Genomic DNA, 14,505 nt, shown 5'->3' on the forward strand with positions numbered 1-14,505 from the left:
GGCGGTGCTATCGGCGTCGCCTCATGCTTCGCAAGGCGCCGCCTCTTGAATCCGTCGAGGTCTTCATCGCCGCCGCGCGGGGCGGAAGCTTTCGCGCCGTCGCTCGCGACCTGGCGCTGAGCCCCTCGGCGGTCAGCCGACGGATCGCCGGGCTGGAGGAATTCCTGGGCGTTCTCCTGTTCGACAGGTCGGGTCCGACGCCGATCCTCAGCGCCGCCGGCCTGCGATATCTGGAAAGGGTCGAGCCGGGACTGCGCGCCATCGCCGACGCCACCGACGCCATGGCCGCGCCGCGCGGCGGACGCCTTCGGATCGCGACATCCCACTCATTCGCCTCGACCTGGCTGCTGCCGCGCCTGCCGGCCCTGTTGGAGGAGGCGGACGTCGATGTGGAACTGGTGATCGGTGCGGGATTCGACGCCCTGGCCTCGAACGAGGCGGATATCGGCATATGGGGCGGGCGGGTCGCGCCGGACGGTCTCAAGGCGGTTCCCCTTTTCGAAGTGACCGCCGTGCCGGTGGCGCCGGAACGTCTGGCCAACGGCCGCGCGCCGCCACGCCCCGGCGAGTCGCTGGTCGATTTTCCGCTGGTCTCGGTGCACCGACCGAAAAACCTCTGGCAGCGTTGGCTCGGGGTCGCCCCGCGTCAGGTCCGCTCCTTCGAGACCCTGCACATGATGTACGAGGCCTCAGCCGCCGGTCTGGGCGTCGCCTTGGCCACGCCGCTGCTGTCCGAGCCGTTTCTGGCCAGCGAACGACTGCGCATCTGCTCGAGCGAGGCGCGATCTCTGGAGCTGTCCTATGATGTCTTCCACCCCTCCGCACGACCTCTACGCGGCGCAGACAAGGCTTTCACGGACTGGATCACAAGCCAGGTCGCGGAGTCTCTGGCGAGGTTCGAACGGCAAAGATCCGAAGTAGAGGTTCACCAAAGTTGAAGCGATGATGTGCTGCTACGGTTGTCGGCAGTCACTTCGTGAGCACCTTCAAAGATTACCGCTTAGGCGCAAAGCTCGTCGACGATTTTCGGTAGAGCGACTGAGCTTTTCAAACCCCGACACCCAGGACTTTTGTCGCGTATCTAGACAGCCCAAATCCCGCTCCAAGGAATTTCAGACGCTGCCCGTTTTCCCTCCGCCTCCCGCTGTCAGAGGCCCCACGACTCTGATGACCCTATCGGCTTCGTCACGATTGCTGGTGACGACGATGTCGTAGGTCGACCCGCCCGGAGCGACGCGAACCACCACATGGCCTTCTCGGCTGGCCAGCCGCCCTGTCAGCCAGGGCATGGCCAGATCGGTTGTCTCGTCTAGGGCTGTGGCGAAGACGTCTCGGGGGCCGGGATAGAGGCGTGGATTGAACACTCGGTCCAGAGTGCTGGGGCTAGGGTGCAGCGCATGCCAGGCCGACACGATCCAGACCCTCGGCTGCATCGCTCTTGCGGCCTCTGCGCCGGTGGCGTCGAACATTCCATGATGCGGCGTTAAGGCTACGTCCACCCGGCCACAAGCGCGGGCGGCGGCCGTCTCTACGTCCCGCCACGAAAGGGCGCCGTCATACGTTGAACTCGTCAGGTCGCCCGCCGCAAAATAACCGAACGCGCCATAGGAGACACGAAGGGCTGCAGACCAGACGTTTTCCTCAGGGATATCGGCCGCCGACAGGGTCGCCATGTCAGGAAAGATCGACCGGCTAGTCTCGTCCCGGCCGGTCCAGACCTGCCCGTTGACAGCCAGATTGCGGATTGAAAACTCAGGAACGGTAGAGGCGTCCCGGCCGCGCCGCAACTGGTTCAGCGCCCCTGCGGTGAAACGCTCGACCGATCGACCGGCCGCAAGCCGCGCTCTGACGAAGGCCTCGTAGTTCGCCTGGAACGGCAGGTTGATGAGACGCGGCAGGTCATAGGATGGATAGGCCCGATCGATCAGTCGTCGGATCGGAGTAATCGCATCGACGTCCGTAACGCCGGAAAGACGATAGTCCCCGCCCGGAGCCAGAGGCGTCGTCTCGTCTACGTCCCCCACATGATCAGGATGCTGGTGGGTGGCCAGGAACACATCCAGTTCGGTCGCGCCGACGTCGCGCAATCGCCGCTGGGCGTAGCGCCCGATCCATTCTCCCGGACGCCGGCTATCATCCGGCCTAGCGGTCAAGGCCGGGGGCGCCGGAGTCAGGGATGCGCCCGCGTCGATCATGACGGTGGAGCCGTCGGGCCCGACGACCAGCGTGGCGTCGCCGCGTCCTGTCGAGACGTGGTGGATGTCGAGCATCCCCAGTCGCCAGGGTCGCAGCGGCTGACCGACGACATCGCCGTCGTCGGTCGCCGCCTGAACCGCGCCGCCCCTTGCGCCGGCCGCCAGCGAGGCAGCGGCCATCAGCAGGGCGCGACGCGACCAGCCCATGGTCAGAATCGCGCCGACAGGGTGACGCCCCAGGTGCGGGGCTCGCCCAAATATTCGGCCAGAACGCCCTGGGTCGAGTTGGTCAGGACATAATCCTTGTCGGTTAGGTTCCTGACCCAGGCCGTGGCGCGCCATCCGCGATTGGCGGGCTCATAGCCGACCATCAGATTGGCCAGGGAATAGGCGTCGATCTGCAGATTGGGATCGGCGGCCGCGCCAGTGTTGTAGGTGTCGGTATAGGCCCAGCTGGCTGAGCCGATCAGATAGCCGGTCTGGCCCAACGGCAGGTCCAGGTCGGCGGCCAGGGACGCCTTGTTCTCGGGCGACGATCCCAGGGCGTTGCCGGTATAGGTCGCGCCGCCGGGAATGACGAAGGCGTCATAGACAGTGTCCAGATAGCCGTAGGTCGCGGTCAGCCCCAGCCACCCGGCCGGCCGATAGGCGACCTCCAGTTCCGCGCCCTTGATGGTCGCCTCGCCGGCGTTGGTGATGGTTAGGATCCGGGTGAGGTTGTTGAAGAAGAGCTCCTGCTTGTCCTGATAATCCATCTGGAAGACGGCGGCGTTCACCCGCAGGCGCCGATCCAGCCATTCGGACTTCACCCCCAGCTCGTAGTTGGTCACCGTCTCCGGGTCGAAGGGCTTAGTCAGGGCGGCCAGGGCGGCGGCGTCGGTGTTGAACCCGCCGGCGGTATAGCCGCGCGTGACGCTGGCGTAGGCGTGGAAATCCTCGGTTGGAGACCAGGTCAGCACCGCGCGCGGCGTGACCTCGCTCCAGTCCGCCTTCAGGTTCCGGGCGACGAAACCGCCTGCGGCGTTGATCGCGTCGACACGATTCAGCGACGCCGTCTTCTCGTCACGGGTCCAGCGGGCGCCCATAGTCAGATCCAGGTGGGCCGGCAGGTGCAGGGTTCCGTCGGCGAAGACCGCATAGCTGATCGTGTCTACCGCCTGGTCGGTCAGGACGTTGGAGGTGACCCGCCCCGTGCCGGCGGCAAGATTGCGAACCGTCAGCTGACGCTTGGCGTCTTCGTCGGCGTAGTAGAGACCGGCGACGAAATCGCCCCAGCTCCATTTGGGACTGACGTAGCGGATTTCCTGCGACAGGACCCCGACCTGGTCGACGTCGCGGTTCACGGTCTGGCTGCCCGTGGTCAGGAACTGATAGCCGGCGCCGACGCCGGAATAGTCCTCGCCGGACTGTGAGGCGCGATGGCCGCTGATCGAGACGAGCTGACCGACCGGCAGGGTCCAGTACAGACGCGCCGAGGCGCCCCATTGGTCCCGATCAAAGGCTTGGTTGAAACCGAGTTCCGACGTGCGGCGGTCGCCGTCGTCGCCCAGCGTCTTGGATGACAGGGTGCGCCCGCCGTTGTGGTCGTCGCTGTAGTCGGCGTTCAGCAGGATTTCCAGGTCTTCCGTGGCGCGCAGCCGGAACTGACCGCGCAGGCTGCGGCTGTCCAGATCGTCCTGTTCCCGCCCGGTCAGCCGGTCATGGCCGAAGCCGTCGCGGCTCTTCAGCGAGGCGGCCAGACGCACCGCTGCATCCTCGCCTAGGGGCGCATCGACGAAACCGTCGAACTGCCGAAGATCATACGAGCCTGCGGAAATCCGCGCCGATCCGCCCAGGTCGCCATAGCCCGGCTTGCCGGTGTCCAGCACGACGGCGCCGCCGGTGACGTTGCGCCCGAACAGCGTGCCCTGCGGTCCCTTCAGCACCTGGATGGAGCTGAGGCCGTACAGCTCGAAGGTCGCGGCGCTGTTGCGCGGAACGAACAAGTCGTCGACGACCACGGCCACCGGCTTGTTGGCCCCGATCTGGCTGAAGGTATTGGTCGCGCCACGTACGGCGATGGTCGGGCTGCTCTGGTTGAACGACGAGACCAGCAGGCCGGGCGTCAGGCGCGACACGTCGCGCAAGGTCTCCAACTGATGGCGTTCCAGCGTTGCACCGGAGAAGGCCGTCAGGGCGATGGGCACCTCCTGGGCGCGCTGGTCACGCTTCTGGGCGGTTACGACGATGTCCTCGACGGCGGCCGGGGCGGCTTCGTAGCCTTGCAATCCGCCCTGAAAGCCGCCTTGGGCGCGGCGCAGGACGATGACTCCGTTCGCATCCGAAACGATCTCCAAGCCCGCATCCTGGGTGAGCCGTGCCAAGGCCGCCCGCGGCTCCATCCGCCCCGAAACGGCGGTGCTGCGCAGACCCGCCATGGCGTCGGCCGGAGCCACGATCTGTAGCCCGGACTGGCGGCCGAAGAGCGAGATGGCGGCGCTCAAATCCTGCGCCGGGATGTCGAAGCTGCGCTCCTGCGCAGCCGCCGGAAGGGCAAACACGATCGCGGCCGCAGCGACGCCGCAGCCCAGCCAAGGTTTAATGGACATGTTGAAGATTCCAAGCGCGCCGGTCCCCGCGCCGGCTTCCAGGACTAGATGCGGGCGCGAGATTTTTCCCCCATGCCCGATCGGAAAATTATTCAGGCCGGGCCGGCGCGGCTGATCCGCACCCCGGTCGATGTCGGCGTCGTCTCCAGCCCCAGGCTCAGGGCCGCGGCGCGGGCGAATCCCGTCGGATCGCTGAGGTTATAGACCCCGGCCACCTTCATCCGCGCCACCACCGGATCGTCAATCAGAATGGGGCGGTCGGCATAGCGCCCGAACTCTTGCGCCGCCTCGCCAAGAGTCAGACCGGTAAGATCCAGCCGCCCCTCGCGCCACGCCATGCCGCGCTCGATCCTTTCGAGCGATAGTCGCTGTGTCGCCACCGCGCCGTCCGGTGCGACCTGCTGCCGATCCCCGGCCTGCAGACGGACCGGCGGTCCGGCGCCGCGACTAACCTCCACCACGCCTTCACGCACCGCCACGTCGACGCGTCCGTCGTCGCGCAGGCGGACGGTGAAACTGGTGCCCACGGCGCGCACCCGGACCACATCCGCCACAACGATGAAGGGACGGGTCGGGTCCTTGGCGACGTCGAACAACGCCTCGCCGCGCGCCAGAACAATGCGCCGCTCGCTCCGCCCCAGGTCCGGGCGCACCACTGTGTCGGTGTTCAGAGTGATCGCAGACCCCTCGGACAGGGAGACACGCCGCACATCGCCTCTGGGCGTGACGATCCGCTCCCCTCGCAATGCGCCATAACCGACGGCGCCGACCAGACTGGCCGCCAGCAAGGCGCCGCCGCCCATCATCATGTCGCGACGACCTAAAGTCCGGCGCGGCGGCCTGTAATCGACGCCGAGCGCGGACGCGCGGTCCAGATAGGCGCTCGCAGCCATAGCCCGGGCATAGGCGCCGGCGCGGCGCACATCCGTCTGCGCCCACGCCTCCAGCGCGGCTTGATCTTCGACGGAGAGAGGGCCGCGATCCGACTTCGCCACCCAGGTCAAGGCCGCCGCTTCAATCTCTGCAGCGCTCTCGCGCGTTTTGGTTGGGGGCGTGCTGGTCAGCCTCATGGTCCTTAGATGCAACGACCCGCCGGCTTCCGCCACGTCCGATCTTCGCGGTCAAGATTCCAAGCGCCTTGCCGATGTGTTTCTCGACCGTGCTTTCCGACAGTCCTAGACGCTGGGCGACCTCGCGCTGGGACAGGCCTTGGATTTTGCGTAGGGTGAAGACCTCGCGGCATTTCGGCGGCAGGGCGGCGACGAGCGCGGCGACGCGCCCCAGTTCCTGCCGGTCGGCGGCGATCCGCTCAGGGCTGGGCGCGTCGGACGGCGCCTGCAGGCCGTCCGCAGCCTCGGCCAGCGCGTCCAGACTGATGACACGCGACCGACGCAACGACTGATAGACGACAGTCTTGGCGACCTCGAACATATAGGTGCGCGGATTGCGGATATGATCGACTCGCTCCAGCCCGGCGAATATAGCGTAGGTTTCCTGGACGATGTCGTCGACTTCCATTCCCGCGAGCGCTCGGCGGGAAAGCCAGACTCGCAGTTCCGCCTCATTGGGAAAGACCCACTGGCCCAGCCAGATCGCGCGCTCTGTGGAAACCAGCCCCATCGCCGCCCGATAGCAGGCGCCTGTGACGATCCGCTGACACCATGGCGGCACCCAGCGACGGCCACGTAGCCCGTTTTCAAGGATTTCAAATTAAGCGTTGAGCCCAGGCTCCGCATATCAGAAGCCCCGCTCTCTTCGGAGGGCGTGGCTTTTTGCTTGTCTGGAGCGAGCGATTGGGGCGCACTGTGGGGCGGGCCTGTTGGCCTAGCCGACTAGATCGCTGTTCCACAACAACAAATCATCAATAGCTGTCGGGACCACCTAAGACCTGCTCAGTCCGAGCGCGCAATCGTTGGGATCTAGAAATCTGACCACTTAAGCCGACCACTTAAGAGCTGCTCAAATTGAGCCGAAACCACCTAAGACCTGCTCATTCTTGGATCGGTCGTTGAATCGTCAGTGGAAATCCACGCCGCGGCGTCCGGCTTCGATAAGACCCAAGAGCTCACGCAGCGGCCGCTCCATCGCTTCGAGCTTGATCGCACAGAGCCGCCCCTGCCGCTCCGACGCAACGAGCATCGTGTCGAAGACTGCGTCGGAATGCTTCATGAGTTCGACGAGGTTTTCGCCGCTCGGTCCATTTCGGGCTTCGAACCAGTTCTTTACGGCTCGCTCGTTGGCGTTGGTTATTCGGCTGACGATCTTTCGCGACGAAAGCGTCGATCCCCACTCTGCGTGCAGGGCATCAGCGATGAGCTTCGGGAAGGCGTCCATCATACACCTCACAAACCGGAAATTGTTTTCCGGTTTTGGACCGAAGTTTTCAGTCCAAATTCGGAAAAGACTTTCAGCGCCGCTGTGACTACGCCCCTTCTTTGACCGCCTCGTTAAGGCGGAAGCTTGTGCGTGCGATATGGACCGAGACCGCGTTCAGCACGAAGGCGATCCCAAACGCGTCCTGCGCGCGGCGCAATATGTGCGCATGTCCACAGAGCATCAGAAGTACTCAACTGAGAACCAAGCCGAGGCCATTGCCGCCTATGCGGCCCGGCGCGGGTTCGAGATCGTCAGGACCTATGAGGACGCTGGCAAAAGTGGCCTGCGGATGGATGGGCGGGCCGGACTGCAGAAGCTGATCGCCGACGTCCGAAACGGACTCACCGATTTCAACGCCATCCTGGTTTACGACGTCAGCCGCTGGGGTCGGTTCCAAGACTCAGACGAGAGCGCCTATTACGAGTTCATCTGCCGCGAGGCGGGGTTGGCGGTCCACTACTGCGCAGAACAGTTCGAGAACGACGGCAGCCTCAGCGCCACGGTCATCAAAAGCATGAAGCGCGCGATGGCTGGTGAGTACAGCCGCGAGCTTTCCGCCAAGGTCTTCGCTGGTCAGTGCCGGCTGATCACCTTGGGCTATCGACAGGGCGGTCCGGCTGGCTACGGCCTCCGCCGCCAGCTCGTTGATGAGCACGGCAAGCCGAAAGCCATCCTTTCGCGAGGTGAACATAAGAGCTTCCAGACCGACCGCGTCATCCTCACCCCCGGTCCGCCCGAAGAAGTGGACGTCGTCCGCCGGCTCTATCGGCTTTTCGTGCTGCAGCAGCGCTCCGAGACAGAGATTGCGGCCCAATTGAACGCCGAGGGTCTGGTGACGGATTTGGGCCAGCCGTGGACCCGCGCGACGGTGCATCAGGTGCTCACCAACGAGAAGTACATCGGCAACAACATCTTCAACCGTTCGTCCTTCAAACTGAAGGCAAAGCGGGTGACGAACGCGCCGGACATGTGGGTTCGCAAAGATGGAGCGTTCGAAGGCATTGTAGATCCCGACTTCTTCGACGCAGCTCAGCGGATCATCCAGGCTCGGTGCGCCCGCTTCACCAATGAGGAGCTGTTGGCCAAGCTGACACAGCTGCTGGAACGCAGAGGGGCGTTGTCCGGCGTCGTCATTGACGAGTTCGACGACATGCCGTCGAGTTCCATCTACCGCCACCGGTTCGGGAGCTTGCTCCACGCCTATCAGCTGATCGGCTACTCCCCTGCGCGGGACTACCGCTACATCGAGGCGAACCGGGCGATCCGCGCGATGCATCCGGACGTCATGAGCTCAGTTCTCGCGGGCCTTGTCGATGCGGGTGGTCAGGCTGTCTCGGCAGACGATGGCCTAGTCACCATCAACGAAGAGTTCACTGCATCCGTCGTTATCGCCCGATGCCTGGAAACGTCGGCAGGCGGCTTGCGGTGGAAGATCCGGATCGATCAGGGCCTGCGGCCAGACATCACGATCGCAGTCCGCTTGGAGCCAGGAAACGTCGAGGTTCGCGACTACTACCTCCTGCCCTGGATTGAGTACGGCTCCGACCCGAGCCTTCGCCTGGCGCCGGACAACGGCATCCTGCTGGACACCTTTCGGTTCGACACCCTCGAGGCCTTCTACGACCTCGCCAAGCGTACGGAGCTAGCCGCTGCATGATCGACGCTCCAGAAATCCGCATGATCCCTGTGAACGGCATCACCGTTCTGAACCCACGCGCACGCAACAAGCGCGTGTTTCAGGAACTGGTCACCAGCATCGAACGGCTCGGGCTGAAAAAGCCGATCACCGTCAGCCAGCGACCGGGCCGCTCGCGCTACGATTTGGTGTGCGGCCAAGGCCGTCTGGAAGCCTTCATCGCTCTTGGACAGGAGCAGATCCCCGCCGTCGTCATTGAGGCGTCTGAGGACGATTGCTACGTTATGAGCTTGGTCGAAAACCTCGCCCGTCGCCAGCACACACCCCTGGAGTTAGTTCGCGCCATTGGCGCCCTGCGTGAGCGTGGCTACTCGATCAATGAGATCGCCGCCAAAGTCGATTTCAGCCCCGAGTACGTGAGCGCCATATGTTACCTGCTGGAGAACGGTGAAGAGAAGCTGATCTCCGCTGTCGAGCGTGGGGTCATCCCGCATACCATCGCCATGGAAATTGCTCGAGCGAAGGACGGCGACGTTCAGCGCGCTCTCGCGCAGGCGTATGAAGAAAAGGCCATCCCCGGCAACCAGATCCTCGCGATCCGGCAGATCATCGAGCAGCGCAACACCAGCGGCAAAGGCATCCACAATCGTCGCGCCGTCCACAGGAACCAGAAGCCGGTCACAGCCGACACGCTGATCCGTTCTCTTCAACGCGAGACCGACCGGCGCCAATCCTTCGCCCGTCGGGCCTCCCTCACTCGCTCGCGACTGGTGTTTGTCATCAACGCTCTCAAGCACTTGCTCAGCGAGGAACGGTTTCAACTGCTAATGAGGGTTGAAGGCATTCATACTCTCCCCTCGGCCTTGGCGGCGCGGCTCAGCCAGGAGCGAGGGTGATGGTCGCGGTCAAAATTGCCTTCGAGCAGCGGGTGCGTCTTCTCCCCCTCGATCAGATCCTTCCTTCGAAGATGCTGTCTGCCGCCGTCATCGATTCCGCCAAGTACAAGCGGATCGCCGCCTCGGTGGCGGAGGTCGGCCTGGTCGAGCCGCTTGTCGTGGCCCAGGTCCGATCAGGAAACGCCCATCCTCTGTTGGATGGCCACGTCAGACTCAGCATCTTGAAAGAGCTGGGTGTCGAGACAGCGCGATGCGTCGTGTCATCGGACGATGAGAGCTTCACCTACAATAAGCGCGTGAACAGGCTGGCGACGATCCAGGAGCACTACATGATCGTGCGGGCGATTGAGCGCGGTGTTTCCGAAGAGAAACTGGCCCGTGCGCTCAACGTCGATATCGGCGCGATCAGGCAGCGACGTCAGCTCTTGAATGGCATTCACGAGGATGTCGCCGAGCTCTTGAAGGACAAGCCTGTCGGCATTCAGGCCTTCCAGAAGCTGCGAAAAATGAGGCCCATTCGGCAGTTGGAAGTGGCCGAACTGATGGTGTCGGCCAACAACTACAGCGCCAGCTACGCCAGGGCCCTGCTTATCACCACGAGGCCGGCGGACCTCGTGAAGCCAGAGGCAAAGACCATCGCCGGCTTGAATCCCGAGCAGATCGAAAAGCTGCAACGGGAGTTGGACGCGGGATCGCAGGACTACCACGAGCTCGAAGCCTCATATGGCGATGATACGCTCGTGCTCGTGATCGCCGCAGGTTTCCTAGAGCGATTGCTCTCGCGGCCCACGATTGAGAGCTACCTGGCTGAGGCACACACAGAGATGCTGCAGACATTTCGATCGGTCGTGTCGGCCGCCTCGCTAGATCAGACCGCCCAAGCTGCCTGATCAAAGTGCGGATGGGGACCGGGACCCAATAAGCGCCGGGACCGTCGGAGAAGCCGCCGTGTGGGGCGGATCAAGGACGGTGGCGGGGATGACGGCGACCCCGTTCGGAGCCCGCTAGGCTGGCCGGCATTTGGTCAGCCGATAGGTGCGGCCGAAGTTAGCGAAGTGGATACCGCTCGCTTCGGCGGCACCACCTATCCAGCCCGCCGGGTCACCAAGCTTTCGAACAACCCCTCATCACATAACGCGAGTTGGTGATTGCAAAGCGGAAACAGCGCGCGCATTAGACAACCAGAGCTTGAGGGGGCTTATGAGACGATCGACTACTTTGGATGCGGATGGGCGCCGCGTTCTGGTTTCCAATGATTTTGGCGACTACGCGATCCTATGCGCTGCAGATCACTCCGATCTGCTGGCTGACCGAATTTTCGCCAGCCATCCTAAGCACGCCGACCTTGAAGCACGGGCTCTGCTGGATTCGTCTCCGAAAGAGCATTGGTCTGACCTTGAACATGCAGCGTACGCGACACGAAAAGCCTTTGCGCTAGAAGGGCCCTCACTTCACATCTTTGTTGTGACGCTGCGTTGCGATCATAGCTGCCACTACTGCCAAGTCTCCCGCGCTGCTGTCGGCGCGACCGGCTTCGACATGAGACAGGCTGATGCGGACGCCGCAGTGGATCTGGTCTTCCAATCCCCATCCAACGACCTCACTATTGAGTTCCAGGGTGGCGAGCCGGCGCTGAGGTTCGACCTAGTTCGCCGAATAGTGGAACGGGCTGAAGCCAGGAACATGGACGCCGGACGTCGCCTGACTTTCGCAATGGTATCGACCCTGCACCATCTGACAGAAGACGATTTGATCTTCTGCCGAGACCACTCCATCCGCCTATCCACATCAATCGATGGGCCGGCGGAATGGCACGATGCCCATCGCCCCAATCCGACGCGAGACAGTTGGGAACGCACAATCGCCGCGCTCGGACGAGCTCGGGCCATCCTTGGGGACGACGGCATCAGCGCCCTGCCGACCCTCACACGTCGTTCAATGACCGATCCGCGCAAGCTGATCGATCACTACCGGGACCTCGGCTTCCCCTCGATCTTCCTTCGCCCGATCAGCCCCTACGGTTTCGCCCTGAAAACGCGAAAGAAGGTCGGCTATGATACGAGTGACTTCCTCGCGTTCTATGTCGAGGCGCTCGAATACATCCTGGCGCTGAACGCGGCGGGGGAGCAGTTCGAAGAAACTTACGCTTCGATCCTGCTGCGCCACATGCTGACGCCCTTCCATTCGGGATACCTCGACCTGCGCTCGCCCGCAGGCGCCGGCCTCGGCGTCCTCGTCTATAACTACGACGGCCAGGTCTATCCGGCAGACGAAGCGCGCATGGCTGCCGAGACCGGCGACGATCGCTTTGCTCTTGGTCGGGTCACCGACACCTTCGAGACTCTCATGAGTTCGCCGGCCATGCGCTGGCTCGCGTCGGGCTCCGTCGCAGAGGTTTTGCCGGGTTGCGAGACCTGCGCCTTCGTCCCCTACTGTGGAGCTGATCCCGTCTATCACGCCGCCGCTCAGGGCGATCCGATTGGTAATCGAGAGACTAGCGACCACTGCATCCGACACACTTTCATGTTCTCGCTGCTGTTCAACAAACTGGCGGACGCAGACGCTTCTACGATGACCACTTTCCTGGCGTGGGCGCTCTCGAAGTCTCGCGATGAGATCGTCGCACCGGGTCATATCGACCGATGAGCCTACCCCTTCACACCCATGGCCAGGTTCAAGGCGTCAGAGATGTCGGCATCTTCAAGGTCCTGACGCCTGAGGAAGCTGTGACATCAGGACTGCCGCCGCAGGATGTCCTGCTTTGGAACGCTGAGGATGACCGCTACGCTGGCAGCGTAGGGCATCTACTCCAAGAACCAGGGCGATTGTCTGTAAGCAGCCTCCGCATGCCCGAAGTGGTTCAGCCGGGCGACGTCATTCGCCTTCGAGAGGGATCGAGCCAGATTTCGGTTCTCTTCCGCAGGGGATCTGAGGCCAACACCCTCTTCGTCACGGAGCGGTGCAACAGCCGATGCCTTATGTGCTCCCAGCCGCCGCGCGACGACGACGATAGTTGGCGGGTGGACGAGCTACTTCGCCTGATCCCCCTCATCGACAAGGGCGAGGTCCAACTTGGCATGAGCGGTGGGGAACCCACCCTCCTAGGTCACGATTTGAGGCGACTGATTGAGTCCTGCCGCGTCGAGTTGCCAGACACCACGCTGCACATCCTAACGAACGGGCGACTGTTCTCGGACCCCGCGCTCGCCGAAGCTCTCGTCGCCATAGCGCCCGACGATGTGATCTGGGCAGTACCGCTTTATGGAGACGTGGCCGCCGCGCACGACGAGGTCGTCGATGCCGAGAATGCCTTCGTCGAAACCCTTCAAGGTCTGCACGAAATCGGTCGTCTCGACGGCCGCGTTGAGCTTCGCGTGGTGCTGCACCGCATGACGATCGACAGATTGCCGGAGCTCGCCTCTTTCATCTACCGGCGCCTCCCCTTCGTCGAGCATATCGCGCTCATGGGCCTGGAACCGATGGGGTTCACAAAACAGAACAGAGACCGGTTGTGGATCGACCCCATCGATTACCTCCAGCCGCTCAGTGACGCGGTCTTTCACCTAGCCAACCGCGGCTTGGCAGTGTCGATCTACAACCTACCGCTCTGCATCCTGCCGGATCGCCTACGCCCATTCGCTCGCCAGTCCATATCGGACTGGAAGAACACCTTCGCGCCGGAATGCACCGGCTGTGACCTGATCTCCAGTTGCAGCGGCTTCTTCGCATCCGCTGGCCCGACATGGCGTAGTCGCGCCGTCAGCCCCGTCAAACTCCAGGAGCCTTTGCATGAAGTGGCTTGATCAACTTAGCCTCCTGCTCGGCGTAGCCAGCCCCTTCGCGACCCAAGATCCCGCACTAGCAATGCCCGCGTTGGACGCCAAACCAATGCTTGAGCCTGCGGTCGCAAAACGCGAAGTCACCTATTGGCGTGACCCCGCTCAAACAAAACGACTGCTCGAACTTGCTGGTCATCGCAGCCACCGAAGCCATAGTTCTCACCGGTCTCACAGTTCTCACCGATCAAGCAGCGGAGGTTACCGGACGCCGAGCTATACGCCGCCGCCTGCTCCGCGCAGGCCCACTCCTCGTCCAAGCGCCCCGGCACCAATCTACACTCCGCCCAGCACAACGACCCGGCCATTCGTTTCGTCAGCCTATTCGACACCCTCTGAGCAGATCGGCGGGCGAGCCTTCAGTCAGGCTGAGATCCGTCAGATCGTAAGCAGGGTACAGACCGCTCTCACTGTACGGGGATATGACCCAGGCGGCGTGGATGGCCTGATGGGCGAGAACACGCGCAACGCACTCCGTCGCTTCCAATCTAGCCAAGGTCTGTCGCAAACCGGCTATTTGGACCTTCCGACACTGGATGCCCTCGGCGTGACCGTGGAGACGCCGTCACTCGGGGCTGTGACGACTTTGCCTGACGTTGGCGCTGTAGAAGCGCCTCCGGTCGTCGCGCCACCTGAAGCGGTGTGGATCGACCAGCCCAACGCCTCCGATCTGGAACGGCTCCGCCCGCAGGGCGTGTTCAGATCGATTGAGGGCGGCGCGATAGTTCAGTGTCAGGTGGCCGACGACGGCACGCTGACCGACTGCATTGCGATTTCAGAAACACCCCCAGGCCGGCGGTATGGGCAAGCTGCCGTAAGGGCAGCTGCGCTGTACAGGATGCGGGTGGACGGAGCATTTGCAAACTTCGTCGGGCAGACCGTGACGGTCAGAGTTCGTTGGCCCTCTCGCTGAAACAGATGCCACGTCTATGAAGGCGTCTCGAAGCGGCAAGACCGGACCTTCTCCGGGTGCCGGAA

General features: G+C 63.3%; 12 protein-coding genes. 7 read left to right on the forward strand and 5 right to left on the reverse strand.

All coding sequences use genetic code 11. From position 1 onward, the window contains the following. Positions 1-23 precede the first annotated feature (23 nt). The gene (locus tag ACW170_RS02810; RefSeq protein WP_492088199.1) at positions 24-938 is read left to right on the forward strand and encodes a LysR substrate-binding domain-containing protein; all 915 of its coding nucleotides are present in this window, start codon (positions 24-26) and stop codon (positions 936-938) included. Positions 939-1,112: 174 nt separating this feature from the next. Here ACW170_RS02810 and ACW170_RS02815 read toward each other — a convergent pair whose 3' ends face one another. The 5 genes from ACW170_RS02815 to ACW170_RS02835 form a co-directional block, all read right to left on the reverse strand. Beyond that, a complete protein-coding gene (locus ACW170_RS02815) occupies positions 1,113-2,402 on the reverse strand; it encodes a ComEC/Rec2 family competence protein (protein ID WP_492088200.1) in 1,290 nt (429 codons plus the stop codon). Positions 2,403-2,404: 2 nt separating this feature from the next. After that, the gene (locus ACW170_RS02820) at positions 2,405-4,783 is read right to left on the reverse strand and encodes a TonB-dependent receptor (protein ID WP_492088201.1); all 2,379 of its coding nucleotides are present in this window, start codon (positions 4,781-4,783) and stop codon (positions 2,405-2,407) included. Between the two features lie 92 nt (positions 4,784-4,875). Further along, positions 4,876-5,778, reverse strand: a complete 903-nt coding sequence (locus ACW170_RS02825) for a FecR family protein (RefSeq protein WP_492089127.1) — start codon at positions 5,776-5,778, stop codon at positions 4,876-4,878. A gap of 19 nt (positions 5,779-5,797) precedes the next feature. Further along, positions 5,798-6,301, reverse strand: coding sequence for an RNA polymerase sigma factor (locus tag ACW170_RS02830; RefSeq protein ID WP_492088202.1), 504 nt, complete (start codon positions 6,299-6,301; stop codon positions 5,798-5,800). A 498-nt stretch (positions 6,302-6,799) separates the two neighbouring features. Beyond that, a complete protein-coding gene (locus tag ACW170_RS02835; RefSeq protein ID WP_492088203.1) occupies positions 6,800-7,120 on the reverse strand; it encodes a hypothetical protein in 321 nt (106 codons plus the stop codon). Between the two features lie 136 nt (positions 7,121-7,256). On the opposite strand from ACW170_RS02835, the gene ACW170_RS02840 reads away from it, so the two are divergent. From ACW170_RS02840 to hxsA, 6 genes are all read left to right on the forward strand, one after another. Continuing rightward, complete coding sequence (locus tag ACW170_RS02840) at positions 7,257-8,816, forward strand: recombinase family protein (protein ID WP_444585063.1); 1,560 nt, start codon at positions 7,257-7,259, stop codon at positions 8,814-8,816. Beyond that, positions 8,813-9,691, forward strand: coding sequence for a plasmid partitioning protein RepB C-terminal domain-containing protein (locus ACW170_RS02845; RefSeq protein ID WP_444585064.1), 879 nt, complete (start codon positions 8,813-8,815; stop codon positions 9,689-9,691). The genes ACW170_RS02840 and ACW170_RS02845 overlap by 4 nt, the downstream gene beginning before the upstream one ends. Beyond that, on the forward strand, positions 9,691-10,581 hold the full coding sequence (locus ACW170_RS02850; RefSeq protein WP_492088204.1) for a plasmid partitioning protein RepB C-terminal domain-containing protein: 891 nt from the start codon (positions 9,691-9,693) through the stop codon (positions 10,579-10,581). The genes ACW170_RS02845 and ACW170_RS02850 overlap by 1 nt, the downstream gene beginning before the upstream one ends. A gap of 310 nt (positions 10,582-10,891) precedes the next feature. Next, positions 10,892-12,337, forward strand: coding sequence for a His-Xaa-Ser system radical SAM maturase HxsB (gene hxsB / locus ACW170_RS02855; RefSeq protein WP_492088205.1), 1,446 nt, complete (start codon positions 10,892-10,894; stop codon positions 12,335-12,337). 200 nt (positions 12,338-12,537) lie between these two features. Continuing rightward, positions 12,538-13,494, forward strand: coding sequence for a His-Xaa-Ser system radical SAM maturase HxsC (gene hxsC, locus ACW170_RS02860; protein ID WP_492088206.1), 957 nt, complete (start codon positions 12,538-12,540; stop codon positions 13,492-13,494). Between the two features lie 85 nt (positions 13,495-13,579). Beyond that, positions 13,580-14,440: a His-Xaa-Ser repeat protein HxsA gene (hxsA, locus tag ACW170_RS02865; RefSeq protein WP_492089128.1), complete on the forward strand. Its 861-nt coding sequence runs from the start codon at positions 13,580-13,582 to the stop codon at positions 14,438-14,440. The last annotated feature ends 65 nt before the right edge of the window (positions 14,441-14,505 follow it).

This window comes from Brevundimonas sp. FV2ps16 (genome assembly GCF_058681075.1).